The organism is Streptomyces sp. NPDC029169, assembly GCF_055563935.1.
The window spans coordinates 35,843-56,112 of record NZ_JBVHXA010000002.1 but is presented as its reverse complement, the minus strand read 5'-3'; the positions used below and the strand labels follow the sequence as shown (position 1 = coordinate 56,112).

Sequence of the window (20,270 nt, the reverse complement as noted above, 5' to 3'; positions counted from 1 at the left end):
CTAACGGGATCACAGCTTGCGCAGGGACAACCGCTGCACCTTGTGGTCGGGCCCCTTGCGGACGACGAGGGTGGCCCGCCCGCGCGTAGGAGCCACGTTCTCGAGGAGATTGGGCTTGTTGATCGTCCGCCACATAGTGCGGGCGTACTCCAGGGCTTCTTCCTCGGACACCTGGGTGTACTTCTGGAAGTACGAGAAGGGGTTCTGGAACGCGGTCTCGCACAGTCGGCGGAAGCGGTTGAGGTACCAGCGCTCGATGTCCTCGGGCCGGGCGTCGACGTACACGGAGAAGTCGAAGTAGTCGGCGAGCCCGACGCGCGTCCGGCCGTCCTTGCCGGGCAGGGCCGGCTGGAGGACGTTCAGCCCCTCGACGATCAGGATGTCGGGCCGGCGCACGACGAGCCGTTCACCGGGGACGATGTCGTAGATGAGGTGTGAGTAGACCGGCGCCGTGACCTCCTCCTTGCCGGCCTTGATGTCGGCGACGAACCGGGTCAGGGCGCGGCGGTCGTACGACTCCGGGAACCCCTTGCGGGACGTCAGCCCGCGCGCCTTCAGCTCCTCCATCGGGTAGAGGAACCCGTCGGTGGTGACCAGCTCGACGCGCGGGTGCTCCGGCCAGCGGGCGAGCAGCGCCTGGAGGAGCCGGGCCACGGTGGACTTGCCGACGGCGACGGACCCGGCGACCCCTATGACGAACGGCGTGCCGCGCTGCTCGGCCTTCTCCCCGAGGAAGGTGTTGAGCGCGCCGCGGAGCCCGCTGGTGGCCTGCACGTACAGATTGAGCAGCCGGGACAGCGGCAGGTAGACGTCCCGCACCTCGTCCAGATCGATGACGTCACCGAGCCCCCGCAGCCGCTCGACCTCCTCGGCGGAGAGCGGCAACGGCGTCTTGTCCCGCAGCGCGCTCCACTCGTCCCGCGTGAGGTCGACATAGGGCGAGGCCTCGGCCGACCGGCGCTGGCCGTTGCCGTTCCCCTTGGGGTTGCCATTGCCGTGGGGGCTCCGTGGCGGCGAAGTGATCACCCCGCCATTGTCTCGGGTACGGGGCGGTTGTGGGGGGTGGGGTGGGTCACGTGGGGGTGTGACACCTGGGCGGAGCGTGCTGGAGGCCCGTAAGGCCCTTGCAGGGCACTCACGGGCCTCCAGAGGTCGTACGGATCTACGGGTGTCGGCTGAGGTCAGCCGAGGGTGAGGAGGCCGGAACAGCCTGATTCGCCGACAACGGTCGGGGCGCCATGGTCGGTCCGGCGTCCGGAGGTCGGGGACGCCGTCTCTACCGCATCATCCGCGCACCACCGCCCTCGGTCGCCATGTCGGGCCCGGGCCACCTCCGTCGCCGGATCAGGCGACGGAGGTGGGCCTGTTATTGGGCATGCTGGTGGTCTGTCGTGTGGCGAAGGGGGCACTCCAGCTTCCTGTGCCCTTGTAGAGGTACGTGTTGGTGTCGCCAGCATTGGTCACGAACAGGTCGGGGCGGCCGTCGCGGTCGGCGTCGCCGACGCCGACGATGTGGCTGTACCCGCCCCAGCCCGCGCCGATCCTGGTGCGGGGGGCGAAGGTGCCGTCTCCCTTGCCGAGGTAGAGCCAGAGGACGCCGGCCGAGTCGCGGGCGATGAGGTCTCCGGCGGGTGCTCCGGCGATGTTGCCGGTGGCGGTGATCTGGTTGTAGCCCTGCCAGCCTGTGCCGATCTTCACGCGGGTCGTGTAAGGGGTGCGCCAGCTGCCGGTGCCCTTGTAGAGCCAGAGGGCTCCTGAGGTGTCGGTGGCGACGAGGTCGGGCTTGCCGTCGCTGTTGAGTTCGCTGCCAGCGGCGATCTTGGTGTAGACGCCCCAGCCGGCGCCGATCCTGGTGCGGGGGGCGAAGGTACCGTCTCCCTTGCCCAGGTAGTGCCACAGAACGCCGGAGGTGTCGCGGGCGACGAGGTCCGCATGGGCGGCTCCGGCAATGTTGCCGGTGGCCTCGATCTGGTTGTACACGCCCCAGCCGCTGCCGATGAGCTTCTGCTCCCCCAATCCCATCCAGGGCTTGTAGTGGAGGTCGTAGTGCGAATCGGCGCGCCACAGTCGGCCCGACCCGTCGCGCAGGAGCACGTCCGGGGCGCCGTTGTCGTTGTAGTCGTGCGGGGCGGGCTTGCGGACGACCGTGAACGTGCCGGAGGCGGTCAGGGCCGGACCGATGCCGCTCATGGGCTCGGCGCTGATCTGCCAGGTGTAGTCGCCGTTGTACGCGGTTTGGTCGTGGTCGCCGAGATCGCCCTTCCAGTCGAGCGGCACGATCCCGTTCGTCGGCCGGAAGAACTCCCAGGAGATGGATTTGCCGGTTCGGACGTGGCGCAGGGTGGCCGTGGCCCGGACGTTGTCGTGGGACAGCTGCCATTGGAGCTGCGCCTGGCCGCGGTTCTGGTCGAGGGCGATCGTGGCGGGGACTTTGGTGTCCAGCAGGGTGACCTTCGTGGATTCGCCGCTGCTCGCGACGGGCGTGACGGACGGGGCCCCGTCCGCCCCAGGCGCGATCCGGTAGAGGCCCTCTCCCTGCTCGACCGTGCCACCGCGCACCACCTGGGCGCCGTCGGGTGCGACGGCGGCCGAGATGGTGTGGTCGAGGAGCTTGCGGGTGGTGGTCCCGTCCTTCAGGCTGCGCGCGGTCAGAGCGTTCAGCGAGTTCGGCTCCCAGGAGGACCGGCCGCTGCGTGTGCCGTAGGTGACCCAGTCGCCGACGAGGCCCACCTCGACGTCGCGCGCCCCGGCGGTGCCGACCGCGAATTTCTGCGCTGCCTTGGTCGCGCGGTCGACGGCCACCACCGTCGCGTTGGCCGCCCCGTCGTACTCGGCCCAGGCGAGGTGAGTCGGCGAGACGGCGATGTCGCCATGGGTCTTGGGGAGTTCGTACGTCTCTGTCACCGTGTTGGTGGCGAGGTCGAGCATGGCCGCGTACGACGTGGTCGTCGTGTCCGTCGCGATGGTGTAGGTCAGCAGGGCGTGATCGGTCGTGCCGGCCTTGACCTCGACGTTCCAGGCGTCGCCCGGCAGACCGGTCGTCACCGTGGCCGTGCCAGTGGTCGTGGTGTGCATGTGGAGGGGTCGGTCCCCCAACATGTTGGGGGTGTAGGTGAACAGGGCCTTGCCCGCGGCCCCCGCGTACACGTCATCGCCGTCGAGGGGCACCGTGAAGAGGGTCTGCCCGGTCGCCATGTCGATGAGCTCGGCTTCCGAGTCCGAGCTGGAGGCGATGAGGTCGCCTGAGCCAGTGCTATCGATCTTGGTGGCCCCGTTCAGATCTTTGGCGGGGGAGCCGTCCGCCGGAACCCACTGCCGCGCGGAGGTGGAGCCGCCACCGCCGACGAGCGATGTCTCGGTGAGCGTCAGGTAGCCCGTTGCTGTGGCACCGAGGATGTAGCTGTTCTTGGGGTAGGGGGCGACGTCCGTCGTGGTCTCTGCAGCTTCCGTTGTGCCGGCCGGGGCGGCGATCGAGGGGGCGGGCAACGCGGTGGCACCGACGGTGACGGTGACGACGGTTACGACGGCTGCAGCCAGTCGGCGACGACCTGGACGTGTGTGGGACAAGATGTGTTCTCCTCAGGAAAGTCCATGCGCACAACGTGTTTGCGCCGGGTCCGACGGACGATCAGTGATGAAAGTGGTACGCGCTTCCATGTGCTCTGGGCGCGTGGCTGGGGCCCGATCAACCTGCTGCCGGTGGCTCCTCCGGCCGGATAGTCTCCGCATTCGAAGGCCGGCCTTTGAGAGCGTTGACCTATCTGCAGCCAGGACGGGCCGTGACGGGTCGCCGGAATGTCCGGCGACCCGTCAGAAGGCGAGTGAGCTACAGGGTTTGCCTAGTTGTAGTGGCGGAGGAAGGTGCCACGTGACCAGACCCACCCGCTTGGGGTGCTCCATCCCGTGGTGGCGCTGTTGAAGCCGCCCGTCGCCTTGGCGGTGTGGGTGAACATCCCGACCGAGCCGTTGCTGTAGCCGTACATGCTGCCGATGTCGTCGAGGCCGTCTCCGTTGTAGTCGCCGGGGACGATCTTCATCTGGGAGTAGCTCCAGTCGCCGACCTTGCCCACCCAGCCCTCTGTCGGAGTGCCGAACTTGCCATCGCGCTGGGAGGAACCGGAAAGGAACATGGCGTCGTGGCCGTCGGCGTAGTCGTACCAGAACATGACGTCGTCGATGCCGTCTCCGTTGAAGTCGCCGGAGTGCAGGTACGTGCGGTCCCAGTCTCCCCACGTGGTCGCGTTTCCCGACCAGGACGTGACGCTGCTCGCGAATCCGCCATAGGGCAGGGCGAGGAAGGTGTGCATCTTCAGGTCGCCGTTGTCGTAGCCGTACAGAGCTGCGATGTCGTCCCGGCCGTCTCCGTTGAAGTCACCGGTGGCGAACTTGCTATCCGTGACGTCCCACCAGCCGGCGAGGAGCTGGTAGGAGGGGAACGGTGGGTTGAAGCCGCCGTTCACGTTCGCAGTGAAGGTGAACAGGGTGTCATTCCCGGCCGAGTACGAGTACCAGGCCATCAAGTCGTCGCGGCCGTCTCCGTTGAAGTCGCCTGACTCCATGGTCATGGAGGGGGAGTAGAAGCCTCCCTTCTGGGAGGACCAGGATTGGATGAAGGGGGCGCTGAAGCCGCCGTCGGCCTTTCCGAGTGCGGTGAACAGCTTGACCACGCCGCTGCCGTAGTCGTACAGGGTGGCCATGTCGCCTCGTCCGTCACCGTTGTAGTCGCCGGTGGCGAACTTCATCGAGTTGACGTTCCAGCTTCCGGCTAGCGACTCGTACGACTTTGCCGGGCCCGCCAAGGAACCGTCGGCGTTGGCCAGGAATGAGTTCAACGACGACTTGTTGTCGGGCGCGAGGTACCAGGCCGCCATGTCGCTGCGTCCATCGCCGTTGTAGTCGTGTCGGATGGCACTGCCGTTGGACCAGAGGGACTCACTTCTGGCGTTGTAGACGACGAGGTTGCCCCGGTCCTGGAGAAGGGCGTATCCCGCGCCTGTGAGGCCGGGAGTGCCCGCTGCCGTCAGTCCTGTGGTCCAGAGTATCGTCGAGCCGTCTGCGCTGTACACGGCGAGGTTGCCGTTGTCTTCGACTCGGGCTGTGGCATCGGGGTTGCCTCCGGTCTTTGACGACCAAAGGATTTTGTTGGCCTTGGAGGTGACGACGAGGTTGCCGTCGCTCTGCATGGTCAGCGTGGCGGAGCGGGACGAGACGGATTGCCCCGACGTAAGCCGGCTACCCGCCACGAGGCGACTGCCTCCCACGATTCCATCGATGGTGAACTGGCCTGCGAGACCAGTCAGGTTGGTCTTGGTTCCGGTGCCGTGCCATCCGACCATGGTGTTGTCGGACTTGCGCGCCCATACGTCGATGATGCCGTCGCCGATGAGCGTGGGGTCAGGATTGTTGGGGTCGCCGTCGCCATCGAGGTCGCCGGGCGAACCGAAATCGGGGTACGTGCTGGCTGGGAGTAGCCCCGAGGCTATCTTCACGCGACTGCCGGCGGCTCCCCACTGCGAGTAGTCGAGTTCGTTGCCCGACATCACACCGTAGGAACGGTAGATATCTCCGGTGGTGTTGTGCCGCAGGAGCAAGTCCGGCACCTTGTCGGCGTTCAAATCGCCGGGGGCGACGACCGTGAACTGGCTCCAATCTGCCTGCCCCACGAGAATAGGGCGAGGCCGAACTTTGGAGAGGTTGGTGGAGCGGTCGCCAAGGTAGGCCCACAGATGATTACCCTGCTTGACGAGCAGGTCGGGGTTCGCGTCGCTGTTGGCGTCTGTGACAGCTATCTGCTCGGCGTTGTGCCAGTGGTCATTACCAGTCCACGACTCGCCCGGTTTGGCCTTGCAGGACCCGACGGGCTTGGGTACGGGGCACTGGACCGTGAGCTGGACGAACTCACTTGCGTTGATGACTCCCTTGCCGTCTGCGTTGGTGTAACGGCGCAGCTGGTTCTTGTTGTCGTTCGGGTTCAGCTCCAGCGAGATCAGGTCGTTGTATCCGCCGTCCTCGGTCCAGTCGCCGCTGTAGGCCACTCGTCGGTCAGCGAAGACCGCGCCACCGTTAGTGGCAGCCGAGAACTGGGCCTTGCCACCTCCGGCGTAGGTGAGGAGAGTGCCGTTGCTGTCGACGCTCCAGATGTCCTTGAACTTGTCGCCGTTGAGGTCACCGGGCTCGTCACGCGTCTGCGACCGCGTGGCGTAGTACAGATATGTCGCGGTGTCCGACCTGTTGCCAGCGGCATCGACGCTGTAGGCGTAGATGAGATGCGGCCCGTACGAGGCCACGTAGGTGTCCGCCCACCCCACGCTCACAGGAGCCTCTGTGACGGTGGGGTCGGTGTCGGTCCACCAGTAGTAGCTCTTGACATCCGCTACGCCGCCGTTGCCGAACGTGAACCGAGCCTCTGTCCGCGAGGGGCCTGTGGGGTTGGGCCATCCCTTGTCGCCGGGCGGGTAAAGGTTGCCTGCCGAGCTGATCGTCGGAGGATACGCGGGGCGTGTCCGGTCAACCGTGAACTTGCAGGTCTGGCTCCAGGCTGAGGGAGCGTTGTCCTTGTCGTGGGCGCGGACTCTCCAGGTGTACTGGCCGCTAGAGGTGTCGGCCGCCGGGAGCAGAACGCTGGCCATGCGCTGGTTGACGGCGTTGATCCTGTAGGTGACCGGCGGTGTGGCGTCTGACTTGTCCAGTTCGAATTCGGCGGTGAGGTTGCCGCTCTCCTCATCCCTTACGTAGGCGTAGAGGCTGATGGAGACATTGCCGATAGTCCCGCCCACGGCGCACGACGTGCTCGGGTTGGTACCCAGTCGCTTCGGAGTGTCCGGCGGGTTGTTGTATCGGGTCTCAAGAATCGCCGTCTTGGGATCGAACTTCTTCCAGCCGAACTCATCGGTCTCGTCGGGGGAGTAGAGGCCTAGCGTGACGCTGCTCTCTTGGTTCTTGGCCGCGGTGCGTACGGCGCGGGTGGCGTCGAACTCGAGGTTGCCGGCGCCGCACAGGGAAGAGTTCCAGCCCTTGGCGTCGTTGACCGTGTCCAGCGGCGTGGTCCCGATCTTGTCGGGCTGGTTCCTCCACGTGGTCGCGCGGGAGATGCTGTCGACCTCCCACAGCTGCGCGGGCCGGTCCTCGCAGGACCAGGACCAGACGTTGCGGATGCGGAAGGTCGAGCTGACGACGTCTGCACCGCTCACGCCGGAGGTGTTCATCTGGAAGAAGGACCGAGAGGTGCCCTTGGTGTCGGCTTCGTAGCCGACGCGGACGACTTCCTTCTTGTCCCAGTACGAGTTGTCAGGCCACAGGCTGTGAACGCGGGTCCAGTGGTTCCACTCCCCGTAGTCGACTTCGGGGTCGATGTAGACGGGGTAGGTGGTGTCCGGGCCCTGGAGGAGGTTCTGGTCCGGCGTGATGGTGAGGGTGTCGCCATTGAGGGTGGTCGGCATTTCGACCTCAGTGGCGCCGACGCTGGGTTCGAAGGGATTCGTGGGTTCGCCGGCCTCTGTGCCTTCTGCCATCGTTGACATGGCTGCACCGGATGCCGGGGCTGAGTCCCACATGGCGGGTGCGGAGCTGGTGAAGACCGCCTGCCCAGCCGGGTCAGTGGCGATGAGCATGTCCGTCTCGGTGTCCTTGGTAAGGCTGAGACCGACGGTGTTCGTGGCGAAGTGAAGCTGGTCGAGCTCTGGATTAGCAGCCGCCTCAGCCGACTTGACGACCAACAGTTGAGAGAAGCTCTCCACCTCGGCCTTGAGCTGCAGATCCACCCCGGGTAGGACCTCAGCGTAGGTGGCCACGTTACCGGCAAGAGTCGGGGTCGGGAGCGGCTTGGGCCAAGTAAGGCTGAGCGTCCGCCCGTCCTGGACCCCGGTGACCATGGGGCCGGTGCCGCCGCCGGAGAACTTCACACTGACGGAAGTTGCCTTCGGCTGGACGGAGCCGTCGGTGGCGATGACCAGAGTCGGGTCCGCGGCAACCCATGCGCCGTCACGTAGAACCCGCACCACCGATCCGTACTGCCTGACTGAGAATGATCCGTCGGGCATCGCCCAGGTGTCGGCAGCTTCTTGGCGCCGGGAGATCACTTCGACGGGCTGACCGGTCGCGGTGGCGTCCTGTGAAGCCTTCTCAGCCTCCGTCATAGAGCCGTCGGCGACCGGGTCTGACTCTGCCAACAGCGGCAAGCCCCCAGCGGGGGCAGCGTGTACTGGCGCCACGCCCAAGGCGGGTGCAAGAAGCCCGCCGGCCAGAGCTCCCACCAACAGACGTCTCCACCGTCTGCCTGGAAGCATCCCTCCGCGTGTCATGGACACGTTCCCCTCCCTGAATGAGCATCTGAAATTCTCGCTGACTCTATAGCCCCTCCCGGCCAATAGTGTCTGGGATTTCCCGGTCCCCGGCGAGCAAAGGGCCCAGCGTCCTGCACTCGGATGCCCGTCATTGGCGTCAGCAAATCGCGTGAACTGTGCGGACGTTGGCGGATGGAGACCTGCGCGCACGATTGGATCTATCGGACATTCCATTGCCAATTATCGAATTCAAGGGTCAATGGGTTACGCATCTACCGGCCCCTTGATCGCGTTGGTATCGTTCGGCGGATTTCTCTTCATGGGCGAGGGGTGGGGACGTGCGCCTGTTTGGCGAGCGTGGTTGGGCCGGGGCGGTTTCGGCTGCACTGATCACGGGGCTATTGCCCGCGACTGCAGTTGCAGCACCGTTGGTCAGCAGTGGGGTTGAACTGCCGGAGTTGAAGCAGCCGCCGACGGTGGCCGTGAAGGACATGCGATTCGGCCGTGAGGGCGTGCGTTCCAATGCTGCGGCCCGGAAGTGGGCTGCTCCCAAGGTGGCGTGGCCGCAGGCCGGGACGGAGACGGTTGACGTCGGGACCGCTGCAAACCCCAAGCGCGCCAAGGGCCTTCCCCTGTCGATCGCGCCCACCTCTCGCGCCCGCGGTGGTGCTGAGCGGGCGTCGAAGGTGAAGGTGTCCGTTGCTGACCAGGGCGCTGCTGCCCGGGCTGGCGTGGAGGGCGTGGTGTTCTCCGTGGCGAGAGCCGATGGCTCAACGTCCGTGGGGGCGACTCGAGTCACCGTCAGCTACGACGCGTTCCGCGGCGCGTACGGAGGTGGCTGGGCGACGCGCCTGCGGCTGGTCCAGCTGCCGGAGTGTGCTCTGACCACACCGGAGAAGCCGATCTGTCGCACGGGTAAGCCGTTGGCAACCGAGAACAACACTGAGGCTCGCACACTCTCCGCCGATGTCTCCCTTGCCCCGGTCACGGGCGCGGCACCTGCCCGAAGCGCCGGCTCCGGCATGACGGTTCTCGCCGCAACCGCCGGCGACAGCGGTCCTACGGGAAACTACAAGGCGAGCTCGCTTCAGCCCTCCGGGTCCTGGACCGCGGGTGGGTCCACGGGGGCCTTCAACTGGTCGTATCCGATCTCTACTCCGGCCGTTCCGGGCGGTCTCCAGCCATCGATCAGCCTCTCCTATAACTCGCAGTCTGTGGACGGCCGCACAGCGGCGTCGAACAGTCAGCCGAGCTGGATCGGAGACGGCTGGGACTGGAACCCCGGGCACATCGAGCGCCGCTACAAGTCGTGCGAGGACGACAAGACCGGCGGAACCAATACCACGAAGGTCGGCGACCTGTGCTGGTACACCAACAACGCCGTGCTGTCCCTGGGGGGTAAGACGACAGATCTCGTCTTCGACGCCACCAAGGGATGGCATGCCGCGAGCGACGCAGCCGAAAAGGTCGAGAAGCTGACGGGCGCGGACAACCAGGACGGCGGCACGGCCGGCGTCGACGGTATGGGTGAGCACTGGAAGATCACCACCGCTGACGGCACCCAGTACTTCTTCGGCCGGAACAAGCTCCCCGACTGGCAGAACAACGGCACGGCCGCCGACGATCCCCTCACCAACTCCGCCTGGAACGTCCCCGTCTTCGGTAATCACTCCGGTGAGCCCTGCTACAACGCGTCCTTCGCCGCCGCATGGTGCCAGCAGACCTGGCGCTGGAACCTCGACTACGTCGTCGACCCGCGCGGCAACGCCATGGCGTACTACTGGAAGCAGGACGCCAACCACTACGGCCGCAACTTCAATCAGACCACCGGCACCTCGATCAGCACCCCGTACCACCGCGGCGGTTCTTTGGAGCGGATCGAGTACGGTCTGAACGGTGCGGCTCCGTACCGGTCGAAGGCCATGGCGAAGGTCAACTTCACCGTCGACGAACGGTGTCTGTCCTCCTGCGGCACGTTCGACGCCACCAACGCCAAGAACTGGCCCGATGTCCCATTCGACCTGTACTGCAAGGACGCTGCCACCCAATGCACGGGCAACTCCTCGCCGTCCTTCTGGTCCCGCACCCGCCTGAAGAGCATCGGCACACAGGTCCTGACCGGCGGAGCCTACAAGGATGTCGACAGCTGGGCGCTGCAGCAGAGCTTCCCGCCCGGCTCGGGTGACGGCATCTCGACACCGATGTGGCTGGACACGATCACCCGGACCGGTAAGGCCGGAGCCATACCGATCTTGCTTCCCGCAGTGACGTTCAGGGGAGTCCAGAAGGCCAACCGCGTGGACGCGCTCGGTGACGGCTTGGCGCCGTTCATCCGTCTGCGTATGTCGAGCATCATCACGGAGACCGGGGGCGCAATCGGGATCGACTACTTCGACCCCGAGTGCTCCCCCACCAATCTGCCGCCGGCTGACGGAACGAACACGACCCGCTGCTACCCGGTGAAGTGGGCCTTCGAAGGCGACACGGCCAAGACCGACTGGTTCAACTCCTACGCCGTCAAGAGTGTCATCGAGGACGACAACATCCTCGCCACTCCCAACACCATCACCGAGTACAGCTATGTCGGCGGTGCGAAGTGGGCCAAGAGCAAGGACGAGTTCACCAAGCCCGAAGACCTGACCTACTCCGTCGCACGTGGCTACCACAAGGTCGAGACACGCAAGGGTGATGTCACCACGGCGAAGACCTTCACCGAAAGCCGCTACTTCCGCGGCATCGACGGGGCCGCGGTCGAAAACTCGGCCGGGACCGCGGTCACCGACCGCGAACAGTTCGCCGGCATGCTCCGCGAGACCGCCACCTATAACGGCGTCGGCGGGCCCCTCGTGACAGCCACCTCCTACACGCCCTGGCGCTCCGGAGTCACAGCCTCCCGTAGCCGGCCCGCCGCCGTCGGCGACCTGGAGGCGTACCACACCGGCACCCAGATCGAAGAGGTCCGCACCAAGATCAGCACGGGGGAGCGGACGACCCGACTGGTCCGGGAGTTTGACTCCTACGGCATGGTCACCTCAACCTCGGCCCTCGGCGACATCAACAAGACCGGCGACGAGACCTGCACTCTCACCAGTTACGTCCGCAACACCGGCGCCAACTTGTTGAACGCAGTGTCGCGCGAAGAGAAGGTGGCTGCAGACTGCAACTCGACCGCCATCTCCCGGCCCGCCGACATCATCGACGACGTTCGTACTTCCTACGACGGAGCAGCCTTTGGCGCCGCCCCCACCAAGGCCCTGATCACTCGAACGGAGCGGATCAACGGTCAGGGCTCTTACGACACGATCTCCGCGGTTCCAAGCGTCTGTGGCCTGAGCAAGGACCAGCTCTGCTACGACGAGTACGGGCGCGCGCGAGCGACTGCTGACCCGTACGGGGAGGTCAGCTACATCGAGTACACCTCGGCATCGGCCGGGGAGGTGGCCACCAAGATGACGGTCACCAACCCTCTGCAACACACCGTCATCACCGAGTTCGAGCCGTTGCGTGGGCAGGCCACCAAGGTCACTGACGCCAACGGCCAGGTCACCTCCACGACCTATGACGCACTGGGGCGTACCGACAAGGTCTGGATTCCCACACGGCCGCAAGCGACGTATCCGAACGCATCAAACGTAGACTTCGACTACCTGATCCGTTCCAACGAGGCCACCGTCGTCACGAAGAAGGTGCTCGACCACAACTCCGAGTACCAGAGCACATACGAGTTCTTCGACGGCCTGTTGCGGCCCCGTCAGACGCAGACCAAGTCACCGGACAGCGCCGGGGCGCTCGTCACCGAAACGTTCTACAACTCCCGCGGCGAGGCAAGGCTCAACTCCGGCGTCTTCTTCACAGCCCAGCAGCCCTCCACTGTGCTGATCACCGGGCAGGAAACGAAGTACCCGGCATCCACCGAGACAGAGTTCGACGGTGCCGGGCGTGTCACCGCTGTGATCGCGAAGCGATTCACTGGCGAAACCAAGCGCACCACCATCACGTACACCGGCGACACCACCACCGTCGTCCCGCCCACTGGGGGCACCGCAACCACTAGCGAGGTGGACGCGCTCGGCCGTACGACCGCACTCAAGGAATACGCGGGCGTCGGCCTCACCTCACCCCAGGCCACGCAGTATCGGTATAACAAGCACGGTCGGCTCGACCAGGTCACCGATCCTTCACAAGCGATCTGGTCGTACGCGTACGACATTCGTGGCCGGCAGGTCCAGGCGGACGATCCCGACAAGGGAACATCCAAGGTGACCTATGACAAGGGCGACCGCGTCGTCGACGTCACCACCCTGCGGCCCAGCGCGACGCCGATCACCCTGCACACCGACTACGACAAGCTCGGGCGACGTACCGCCCTCAAGAAGGGCAGCGACACCCTCGCCGCCTGGACCTATGACAGCGTCGCCAAGGGCCTGCCCACGGCAGCAACCCGATACGACAACGGCAACGCCTACACCAGCGAAGTCACCTACTACGACGAGCTCGGCCGAGCCGTCGGCAACCAGGTCACTATCCCTGAAGTTGAGGGGCCGCTCGCCGGCACGTACGAGTGGTTCAACTTCTACAACGAGAACACCGGCCAGCTCATGTCCACCGAGCTGCCGGCCGTGGGCGGACTGCCTGCCGAAATCATCTCCTACAGCTACAACGCCAGCGGCCAGTTGAGCACGCTTCACGCCGGTAGCGACCCGCTGATCTCCAACGTCACTTACGACCACTACGGCCGAAGCATCCGTCAGGAGTACGGCAAGTTCGCCCAGCTGCTGTTCGTCACGAACGAATACGACGACCACACCAGCAACCTCACCCGCACCTACACCGACCGAGAAGTCGCACCGCAGCGCGTCGAAGACACCCGCTACACGTACGACCCGGCCGGGAACATCACCCAGATCGCCACCGCCTACGGCCAGGACGCCACCCGCACCACCGACACCCAGTGCTTCACCCTCGACGCCCTGCGTCGTATCACCGAAGCCTGGACCAACAGCGGGGAAGCCTGCGCGACGGCTCCCACGGACACGGTCGTCGGCGGCCAGGACGCCTACTGGACCAGCTACACCTACGACGCCGTCGGCAACCGCAAGACCGAAACCCAGCACAAGACCCCGTCCGGTCCCGCCAGCGACACGATCCGCGCCTACACCGACCCGACCCCCGGTAAGCACGACCTGCCCTCCGTCACCCAGACCGGCAGTGACCCGCGCACCGAGACCTACACCTACGACGACAATGGCAACACCCGAAACAGAGTCCACAAGCAGGGCTCAACTACCACCCTGAGCCAGACACTCGCGTGGAACGACGAAGGCCACCTCAAGAGTGTCACCGAGGGCACCAAAATCACCTCGTACCTCTACGACACCGACGGCCAGCGGCTCATAAGCCGCGATCCCGACGGCAACACCACGCTCTACCTCCCAGGGGGCAACGAGCTTCGGAGCGACAAGGTCGGTCTCGTCACCGGCACTCGCTACTACGCTGCCGGCGCGATGCGCACCGGAGGCAAACTCACTTTCCTCCTGAGCGACCAGAACGGCACGAACACAACGCAGGTCTCCGCTGACGCGGTCCAGACCGTCATTCGGCGTAAGACGACTATCTTCGGCGCCCCACGCGGAGCCCAGCCGACCCAGTGGACAGGCGACAAGGGATTCGTCGGGGGCACGAAGGACGCCACTACAGGACTCACTCACCTTGGCGCCAGAGAATATGACCCGTCCATCGGGCGATTCATCAGCGTCGATCCCGTCCTGAACCTGACCTCGGTCCAGTCGTTGAATGGCTACACCTACGGGGGAAACAATCCTGTCTCCTTCGCAGACCCAACTGGACTCTGCGCCGAAATAGACTGCCCAACTCGGCCCTGCCCAAACTGCGAGAACACCACTCCTGGTGTTGAGCCTCCCAGTACCCCCAAGAAGACCGCCACCCAGAAGTACGTAGACGATGCTGGCAAGCAGGCAAGGGACTTGTACAGGTGCGGTGTGGTCGGCTGCGAAGCGGTCGACAATCCTGTTCGCTGGTGTCAGCATAATCCCGTCATTTGTGACATCGTTTTGCTGGGGCCCGCTCTCGAGAAGGTGGCCAACAAAGCATGGCAAATGGAGAAAGAACTTCTCGGGATCGCTGAATATGAGAACTGCAAGAATGGTGACCTTTGGGCCTGCGCTGACCTCACTAAAGATGCCATTTTCATGTCAAAGATCAGGGCTATAGGCAAGCTGATCGAAGAGGGGCTGGAGCAAATACCCTGGGCGCCGGGTTGTAAATGCTTCCTTGCCGACACCGATGTAAAGATGGCGGATGGATCGTCCAAGGACATCGAAGACATTACTGTCGGCGATGAGGTCCTTGCGACTGATCCCCTGACCGGCGAGACCGGCGCCCGCAGGGTAACTCGCTTGATCACTACGGAGAGCGATAGGGAGTTCAATCGGCTCATCGTCTCGACCGAGGATGGGCCTGAGCAACTCATAGCGACGCACGAGCACCCGTTCTGGTCCCCCTCCGAAGGGCGCTGGGTCGAGGCCAGAAACCTCAAACCGGGAATGCAGCTACTGAGCGACGACGGCTCCATCGTCAACGTGCTGAAGAACCGCGCCTTCACAACGCGCGAGCGCACCTACAACCTGACTGTGGACGACCTGAACACGTACTATGTACTCGCCGGCGCGACACCAATTCTCGTGCATAACAGCAGTTGCCCTGTTGATTTGGGGAATGGGACTTACCTTCACTCGGATGGTTCGATTCGAGATGTGAAGGGTCATTTTGCGAGCTCGACTGGCGCCCGTGTTGGCGCCTCTGCTGAGGCGAACGTGTGGGATCACCTTGAGACAGAGGGGCACACAGTAGTCAGGCGCACGGTTGCTGTAACTGGCAATGACGGCCAGACTAGGTACTACGACGGGGCTATCGACCTCGGAGGTGGTAACTACCTCGGGATTGAGGTAAAGTCGGGCGGCGCATCCCGCACCGCCGAGCAGCGCGACTTTGATGACTGGGTCGGTCAGGGCAATATTCCAACTGGCATCGGGCAGTCAAAGGGATTCAATATAGTCGGCGTTTTCGACGCCATTACTCCATAGTCGAGGTGTAGCGACAGTGAAGCCCCCGTCGAAGTCTGATTATTTGCGCCTTATCCAGCCTGTCATTCAGGGCGGCCCAGCTGCCATCCTGAAGGCTAAGGGCTTCGCCGGGGGCCCCCTGTCGTTCGTTCGCTCGATCGGCGACGTGAACCAAGAGGTGGAGTTTGGCCTGTTCGTTCGGCCTAAGCATGCTAGGGATAGCGCCCAACTCGTTCTCAACACTCACATCTCGCCGACGGGCGTAATTGAGATCTACAGGGAGATGCTTCCGAGCGATCCGGATCCGCTGGACTCGTGTCGTATCTCTGCTCCCCTTGAGTCAATTGCACGCGAGCGGGTGAGTATGTGGCTGTTCAAGGATGAGGTTTCAGCGGCGTCGCTGGAAGACAATGTGCTGCGAGCTGTCTCCAACTCTGTCCTCCCATATCTGGAGGGCGCCTCATCGGCGGACGGACTATTTGCGATGTGTCGGGATGGCATCCAGAAGGCTGCCTCCGTTCTGGGCTACAGTGCGGGAAATCGTGCCGCGCTCGGAGCGGCTCTGGCTGTTTCGATCGGAAAAGTCTCAGAGGCTCTCGATCTGGTTCGTCTGGCATATTCAGAGAATCCGAATCTGCGTGCGCAGTATGACTCTGTTTTCTCGTATCTTGAGGGCCTCCAAAAGGCCTAATTGGCGACCTCCGATATTCCCCCGAGGCGCTACGCGGAGGTCATGTAATGCGGATCCGGCGGAGCCCGGCCCGGCGGAGCAGGGCGGTGAAGTGCCGGGTGAGTGTGGCCCCTTCGATGGGGGCCCCGTTGGGCCGGGTGAATAGGTAGCCGCTGTTCAGCCAGCTCGGGTCCGCCGTCTCGCGTTCCTGGCGCTGCTGGTAACGGTGGCGTATGAGTGAGAGCAGGCACGGGCTCGGCAGAGCGATCCGCCGCTCGGAGCTCTGGGTCTTCGTCGGAAGAGGGATTAGGCCACCAGTGTGTTAGTGCGCTGCAGATGCTGGCAGTGCCGCCTGCGAGATCCAGGTCTTCCCAGCGCAGGCCGAGGAGTTCGCCCTTGCGGAGCCCAGTGTGTGGGGCGAGTTCGAACAGCGCCTGAAGCCGGTGGCCGTGGTCAGCGGCCAGGAACTGAGGCGCCTCGTCGGCGGTGAGCGGCCAGACACGCCCTGGCTCCACACCCTAAATCGACGTGCACGTACAATCTTACGGAGACTGACGATCGCATACTCTTCCAAAGAGATGGCGATGTCCTGCGTATTGAATGTAGCTTCGCAAGGGCTGTCGTGACGGTTCTGGTTGAAGAGTCCTCGCTCGAATTGCGCTCGTTCGCGCGACGCGAGATTCGAGCGTTGGAGCGGGAGTACCCGGATTTGTTGGTGCACTCACTCGTGCGGGATCTGCTGTTCAAATGCGGTGATTGGCCGGGCCTTCGCCGTCACGGCTCATGACCGTGAGTCACGCGGTGACGCTTGGCTCCGGCTGTGTGGGCTGGTCGGCGGCGGTCCGGCTGGTCTGGCTTCGCGCAGGCGGCCGCAGGTAGTGGCTAGCAGCGGGCAGGGCCGTGCGACCAGCAGGAACCGCCTGGTCGAGGACCTGCATCACGGCGCTACCCTTCCGGTTCGCACGGTCATGCGGGCGGGCGGTCGAGGGGCGCGAGGGGTTACCAGTTGGCGGGGTAGCTCTTGAGGGTGTTGGTGGCGAGTGTCCAGCGGCCGGCGGTGACGGTGTCGCCGAACGCGTACGGGACGGAGCGGCGGTACTTCGTTCCGTCGGGGCCCTCTGTCGGCTCGGAGTGGACGGTGATGGTCTGCTTCTTCTCCCTGGGGTCCACGACGACGTAGACCGGGATTCCCATCTTCGGGTAGTCCTTCAGCTTCTTGTGGATGTCGTCCAGAGAGTTGCTGGGCGAGACGACTTCGACGGTCATGAGGACGTCGCGTGCGTTCACGACCTTCGCCGTGTCGTCGGCGTCCGCCTCCGTGATGACCATGAGATCCGGGATTTTGGTCAGGCCGCTCACCGGGTCGTGCATGTTGGTGTCATTGAGCGCGATGACCTCGGGCGCCTGGGCCTCGATCTGGCGCCGCAGCCGTACCACGTTGAGTCCGTGGGGGGCCGTGGGGCTCATCATCGCCACGAGGATCATGCCGTCGGTCGTCTGTACCTTCCACTGGCCTTCGTGGTGCTCGGCGAGCTCCGCGATCTGCTCCGTCAAGTCGTGCAGGCGACGCTTCTCGTCGGGGGTGAGGTCAGTCATGGGTGTCCTCCAGGTAGGCCCCTGCCAGCGTAGCGAGCCGACGGCAGCCGTACCGGGCCCGTGGCTCAGGCCGCCTGGGTGAGGTCCGATGGGGGTGCGAGTTCGCACCAGAGGAGTTTGCCGCCGCGGCCGAAGAGGTCGTCGGCCAGGGGGTAGCCGCCCCAGTTGTCGGCGCAGTGTTGGACGAGGTGGAGGCCGCGGCCGGTGGCGATGTCGGTCGGGGGGTGGGTGGGGACCGCCCGTAGTGCGCCCGGAGGGCGGTCGAACGGGGGCGGGATCAGTGGGTTCGTGTCCCAGACGCTGATGCGGAGCCAGCCGCCGTCCATGTGGCGCAGGCGGAGCATCGCCGGGCCGTGGGAGTGCCGGTAGGCGTTGGTGAGCAGCTCGCTGGTGAGGAGTTCGGCTGTGTCGAGGCGGTCGGCCATGCCGTGGCTGGCGAGGGTCGCGCGCAGGGTCATGCGGGCGACGCGGGGTGCGCGGGGGTCGTGGGGGAGGTGGAGGACGTACGACCAGGGGGCGTGCGGGGATACGGTGGTCAAGGAAGTCTCCTGCGGGGAGGTGGAGTTGGATCACTCGACTACGAGACCGTGCGGTGGCATTGCCGCGCGAACGCGGTGCGCTTCCGGCTTGGCGTGAGTCACACCGTAGCGGCTCAGTTGTAAGGTCTTACATCGAATCCGGGAAGCTATTACATCTCCACCCGTGTGGGTGACCCTTGGAGCGAATCCGATGTCTGCTCGCCCATCCCTGACCCTGCGACAGCAGCGCCTCGGCGTCGAGTTGCGCAAGTTGCGTGAGCGGGCGGGGCTAACCTCCACCCAGGCCGCCGCTCTGCTCGGCGGGCCGCAGTCCCGGATCAGCAACATCGAGGCCGGTCGGTACGCCGTGAGCGCCGAGCGAGTACGCACGATGGCGCACAACTACGCCTGTGCGGATGAGGCGTACGTCGAGGCCCTCGCCTCCATGACAGGGGCCCGCATTCGGGGTTGGTGGGACGAGTACCAGGATCAGCTCGCACCCGGGCTGCTCGACCTTGCCGAGATGGAGCACCATGCCGCCGCTCTGCGGGTCGCCGTCGTGATCCACATGCCTGGCCTGCTCCAGACGACCGCCCATGCGCGCGCCGTGATGGCGGAGAGCGTTCCGCCCTTGCGGCCGTACGAGATCGAGCACCGGGTCTCGTACCGGATCAAGCGGCAGGGTGTCCTCTACGAGGAGAGTCCGACTCCGTACACGGCCATCGTTCACGAAGCGGCGCTGCGGATGGGCTTCGGCGGCACTGCGGTCGTCCGCGAGCAGCTCGACGCCCTGTTGGAGAACGGGGAACGCGACAACGTGAACATCCTGGTGGTGCCCTTCGGTGAGGCGTCGTTCCCGTCCTCCGGGCAGTCGATCACCTACGCCTCAGGGCCCGTGGCGCAGCTCGACACCGTGGTGCTCGACACCGATCACGGGTGTGAGTTTCTGGACGCGGAGGCTCAGTTGGAGCGCTATCGGTCTGTACTGGACCGGATGGAGGCGCGTGCGCTCACCCCTGGGAAGTCGCGTGATCTCATCCGCCGTATCGCTCAAGAGGTGTAAGGGATGTCCATGGCAGCCGAGCTCGACTGGTGGAAGTCCTCGTACAGCGCCGAGGCCGCCAACTGCGTCTGCGTCGCCCTCGCCCCCGACGGGACCGTACGGCTCCGCGACAGCAAGGTCCCCGCGGTCGTGGTCGCCGCCAGTCGCGTCGCTCTGCGGGAGTTTGTCCAGGCCGTGGGGGAGGGACGGTTGAGGACTCCGTGATCGCCGGGATGGCCTGCGCATAGGGTGCACACAGATTCGTGTGCCCGAGCAGAGAGATGAACCATGAGAGTCACCGTCCTTCGCCGTACCGCCGTCGCCGCTGCCACCGCCGTGTCCCTGGCGCTGCTCGTCAGCGCCTGTAGCGGGGACACGAACGACGGCAAGCCGAAGGGCGAGAACGACGCCTCCGCGTCCGCCGCCGCGGCTCCCGATGTGAAGGCGCTCTCCGCCGCGGAGTTGGAGAAGCTGATCGTGGAGCAGGCCGACCTCAAGGGCCACCAGGTGCAGAAGGTCAAGGCGGCCGAGGTCCTGAACACCGGGGACGTCGGTGCCGACAAGGCGGCCTGTGAGCCGCTCGCCGAGGCCGTGTCGTCCGTCGCTCCGGGAGACCCGGGCGTCAGCGTGCACCGCAAGGCGATCGAGGCGCGCAAGGAGGCGTCGGCTTCGCCGGACGACGTCATGGGCGCGCTCGCGGCCCCGGTGACTTCCGTGACCCTCGGTTCGTACGGTGGTCAGGGCGCCCAGAAGGCGTTCGCCTCCCTCAAGGCCGCCGGGACCGAGTGTGCCGCCGGGTTCACGGTCAGCGCGAGCGGTGAGAAGACCAAGGTCACCAAGGTCGCCCCGGAGGCCGTGGCCGCCGGTGAGGAGGCGCAGGCCTGGACCGTCACCGTCGACATGGAGGGCGAGCCGTTCGTCACCAAGCTCGTCGTCTTCCGCAAGGGCAACACGCTGGCGTCCCTCTCCACCATCAGCCTCGGCGGTCAGGTCAAGGCGCTCCCCAAGGCCGTCATCGACGCGCAGGTCGCCAAGCTGGGCTGAGTCCGGGCCGGCGCGCCGACGAGGCGCTGTTCGCAG

General features: G+C 65.2%; 10 protein-coding genes and 1 pseudogene. 5 read left to right on the top strand and 6 right to left on the bottom strand.

Translation table 11 applies throughout. The features are described from left to right. Window positions 1–9: 9 nt before the first annotated feature. The 3 genes from coaA to ACZ4VI_RS03865 all read right to left on the bottom strand — a co-directional run bounded on the left by coaA (window position 10) and on the right by ACZ4VI_RS03865 (window position 8,168). A complete protein-coding gene (gene coaA, locus ACZ4VI_RS03875; RefSeq protein WP_467996376.1) occupies window positions 10–1,026 on the bottom strand; it encodes a type I pantothenate kinase in 1,017 nt (338 codons plus the stop codon). Window positions 1,027–1,344: 318 nt separating this feature from the next. After that, window positions 1,345–3,567, bottom strand: a complete 2,223-nt coding sequence (locus tag ACZ4VI_RS03870; RefSeq protein WP_467996375.1) for an FG-GAP repeat domain-containing protein — start codon at window positions 3,565–3,567, stop codon at window positions 1,345–1,347. Between the two features lie 272 nt (window positions 3,568–3,839). Continuing rightward, complete coding sequence (locus ACZ4VI_RS03865) at window positions 3,840–8,168, bottom strand: FG-GAP-like repeat-containing protein (RefSeq protein WP_467996373.1); 4,329 nt, start codon at window positions 8,166–8,168, stop codon at window positions 3,840–3,842. A gap of 452 nt (window positions 8,169–8,620) precedes the next feature. Between ACZ4VI_RS03865 and ACZ4VI_RS03860 the strand changes: the two genes are divergently transcribed. Both ACZ4VI_RS03860 and ACZ4VI_RS03855 read left to right on the top strand, forming a co-directional pair. Continuing rightward, on the top strand, window positions 8,621–15,385 hold the full coding sequence (locus ACZ4VI_RS03860) for a polymorphic toxin-type HINT domain-containing protein (protein ID WP_467996371.1): 6,765 nt from the start codon (window positions 8,621–8,623) through the stop codon (window positions 15,383–15,385). A gap of 16 nt (window positions 15,386–15,401) precedes the next feature. Next, window positions 15,402–16,055 (top strand): hypothetical protein, encoded by a 654-nt coding sequence (locus ACZ4VI_RS03855; RefSeq protein WP_467996369.1) that lies wholly within the window; start codon window positions 15,402–15,404, stop codon window positions 16,053–16,055. Between the two features lie 49 nt (window positions 16,056–16,104). Here ACZ4VI_RS03855 and ACZ4VI_RS03850 read toward each other — a convergent pair. The 3 genes and pseudogenes from ACZ4VI_RS03850 to ACZ4VI_RS03840 all read right to left on the bottom strand — a co-directional run. Beyond that, window positions 16,105–16,543 (bottom strand): annotated as a pseudogene (locus ACZ4VI_RS03850) (tyrosine-type recombinase/integrase); the annotation flags it as partial. Window positions 16,544–17,033: 490 nt separating this feature from the next. Further along, window positions 17,034–17,630: a Uma2 family endonuclease gene (locus ACZ4VI_RS03845; RefSeq protein WP_467996367.1), complete on the bottom strand. Its 597-nt coding sequence runs from the start codon at window positions 17,628–17,630 to the stop codon at window positions 17,034–17,036. Window positions 17,631–17,695: 65 nt separating this feature from the next. Continuing rightward, window positions 17,696–18,169, bottom strand: a complete 474-nt coding sequence (locus ACZ4VI_RS03840; protein ID WP_467996366.1) for an ATP-binding protein — start codon at window positions 18,167–18,169, stop codon at window positions 17,696–17,698. A gap of 190 nt (window positions 18,170–18,359) precedes the next feature. On the opposite strand from ACZ4VI_RS03840, the gene ACZ4VI_RS03835 reads away from it, so the two are divergent. The 3 genes from ACZ4VI_RS03835 to ACZ4VI_RS03825 all read left to right on the top strand — a co-directional run bounded on the left by ACZ4VI_RS03835 (window position 18,360) and on the right by ACZ4VI_RS03825 (window position 20,234). Continuing rightward, entirely contained in the window at window positions 18,360–19,211 is an 852-nt protein-coding gene (locus ACZ4VI_RS03835) for a helix-turn-helix domain-containing protein (protein WP_467996364.1), read from the top strand. 3 nt (window positions 19,212–19,214) lie between these two features. After that, window positions 19,215–19,415 (top strand): DUF397 domain-containing protein, encoded by a 201-nt coding sequence (locus ACZ4VI_RS03830; protein WP_467996362.1) that lies wholly within the window; start codon window positions 19,215–19,217, stop codon window positions 19,413–19,415. 63 nt (window positions 19,416–19,478) lie between these two features. Continuing rightward, on the top strand, window positions 19,479–20,234 hold the full coding sequence (locus tag ACZ4VI_RS03825) for a hypothetical protein (protein WP_467996360.1): 756 nt from the start codon (window positions 19,479–19,481) through the stop codon (window positions 20,232–20,234). Window positions 20,235–20,270: the final 36 nt, after the last annotated feature.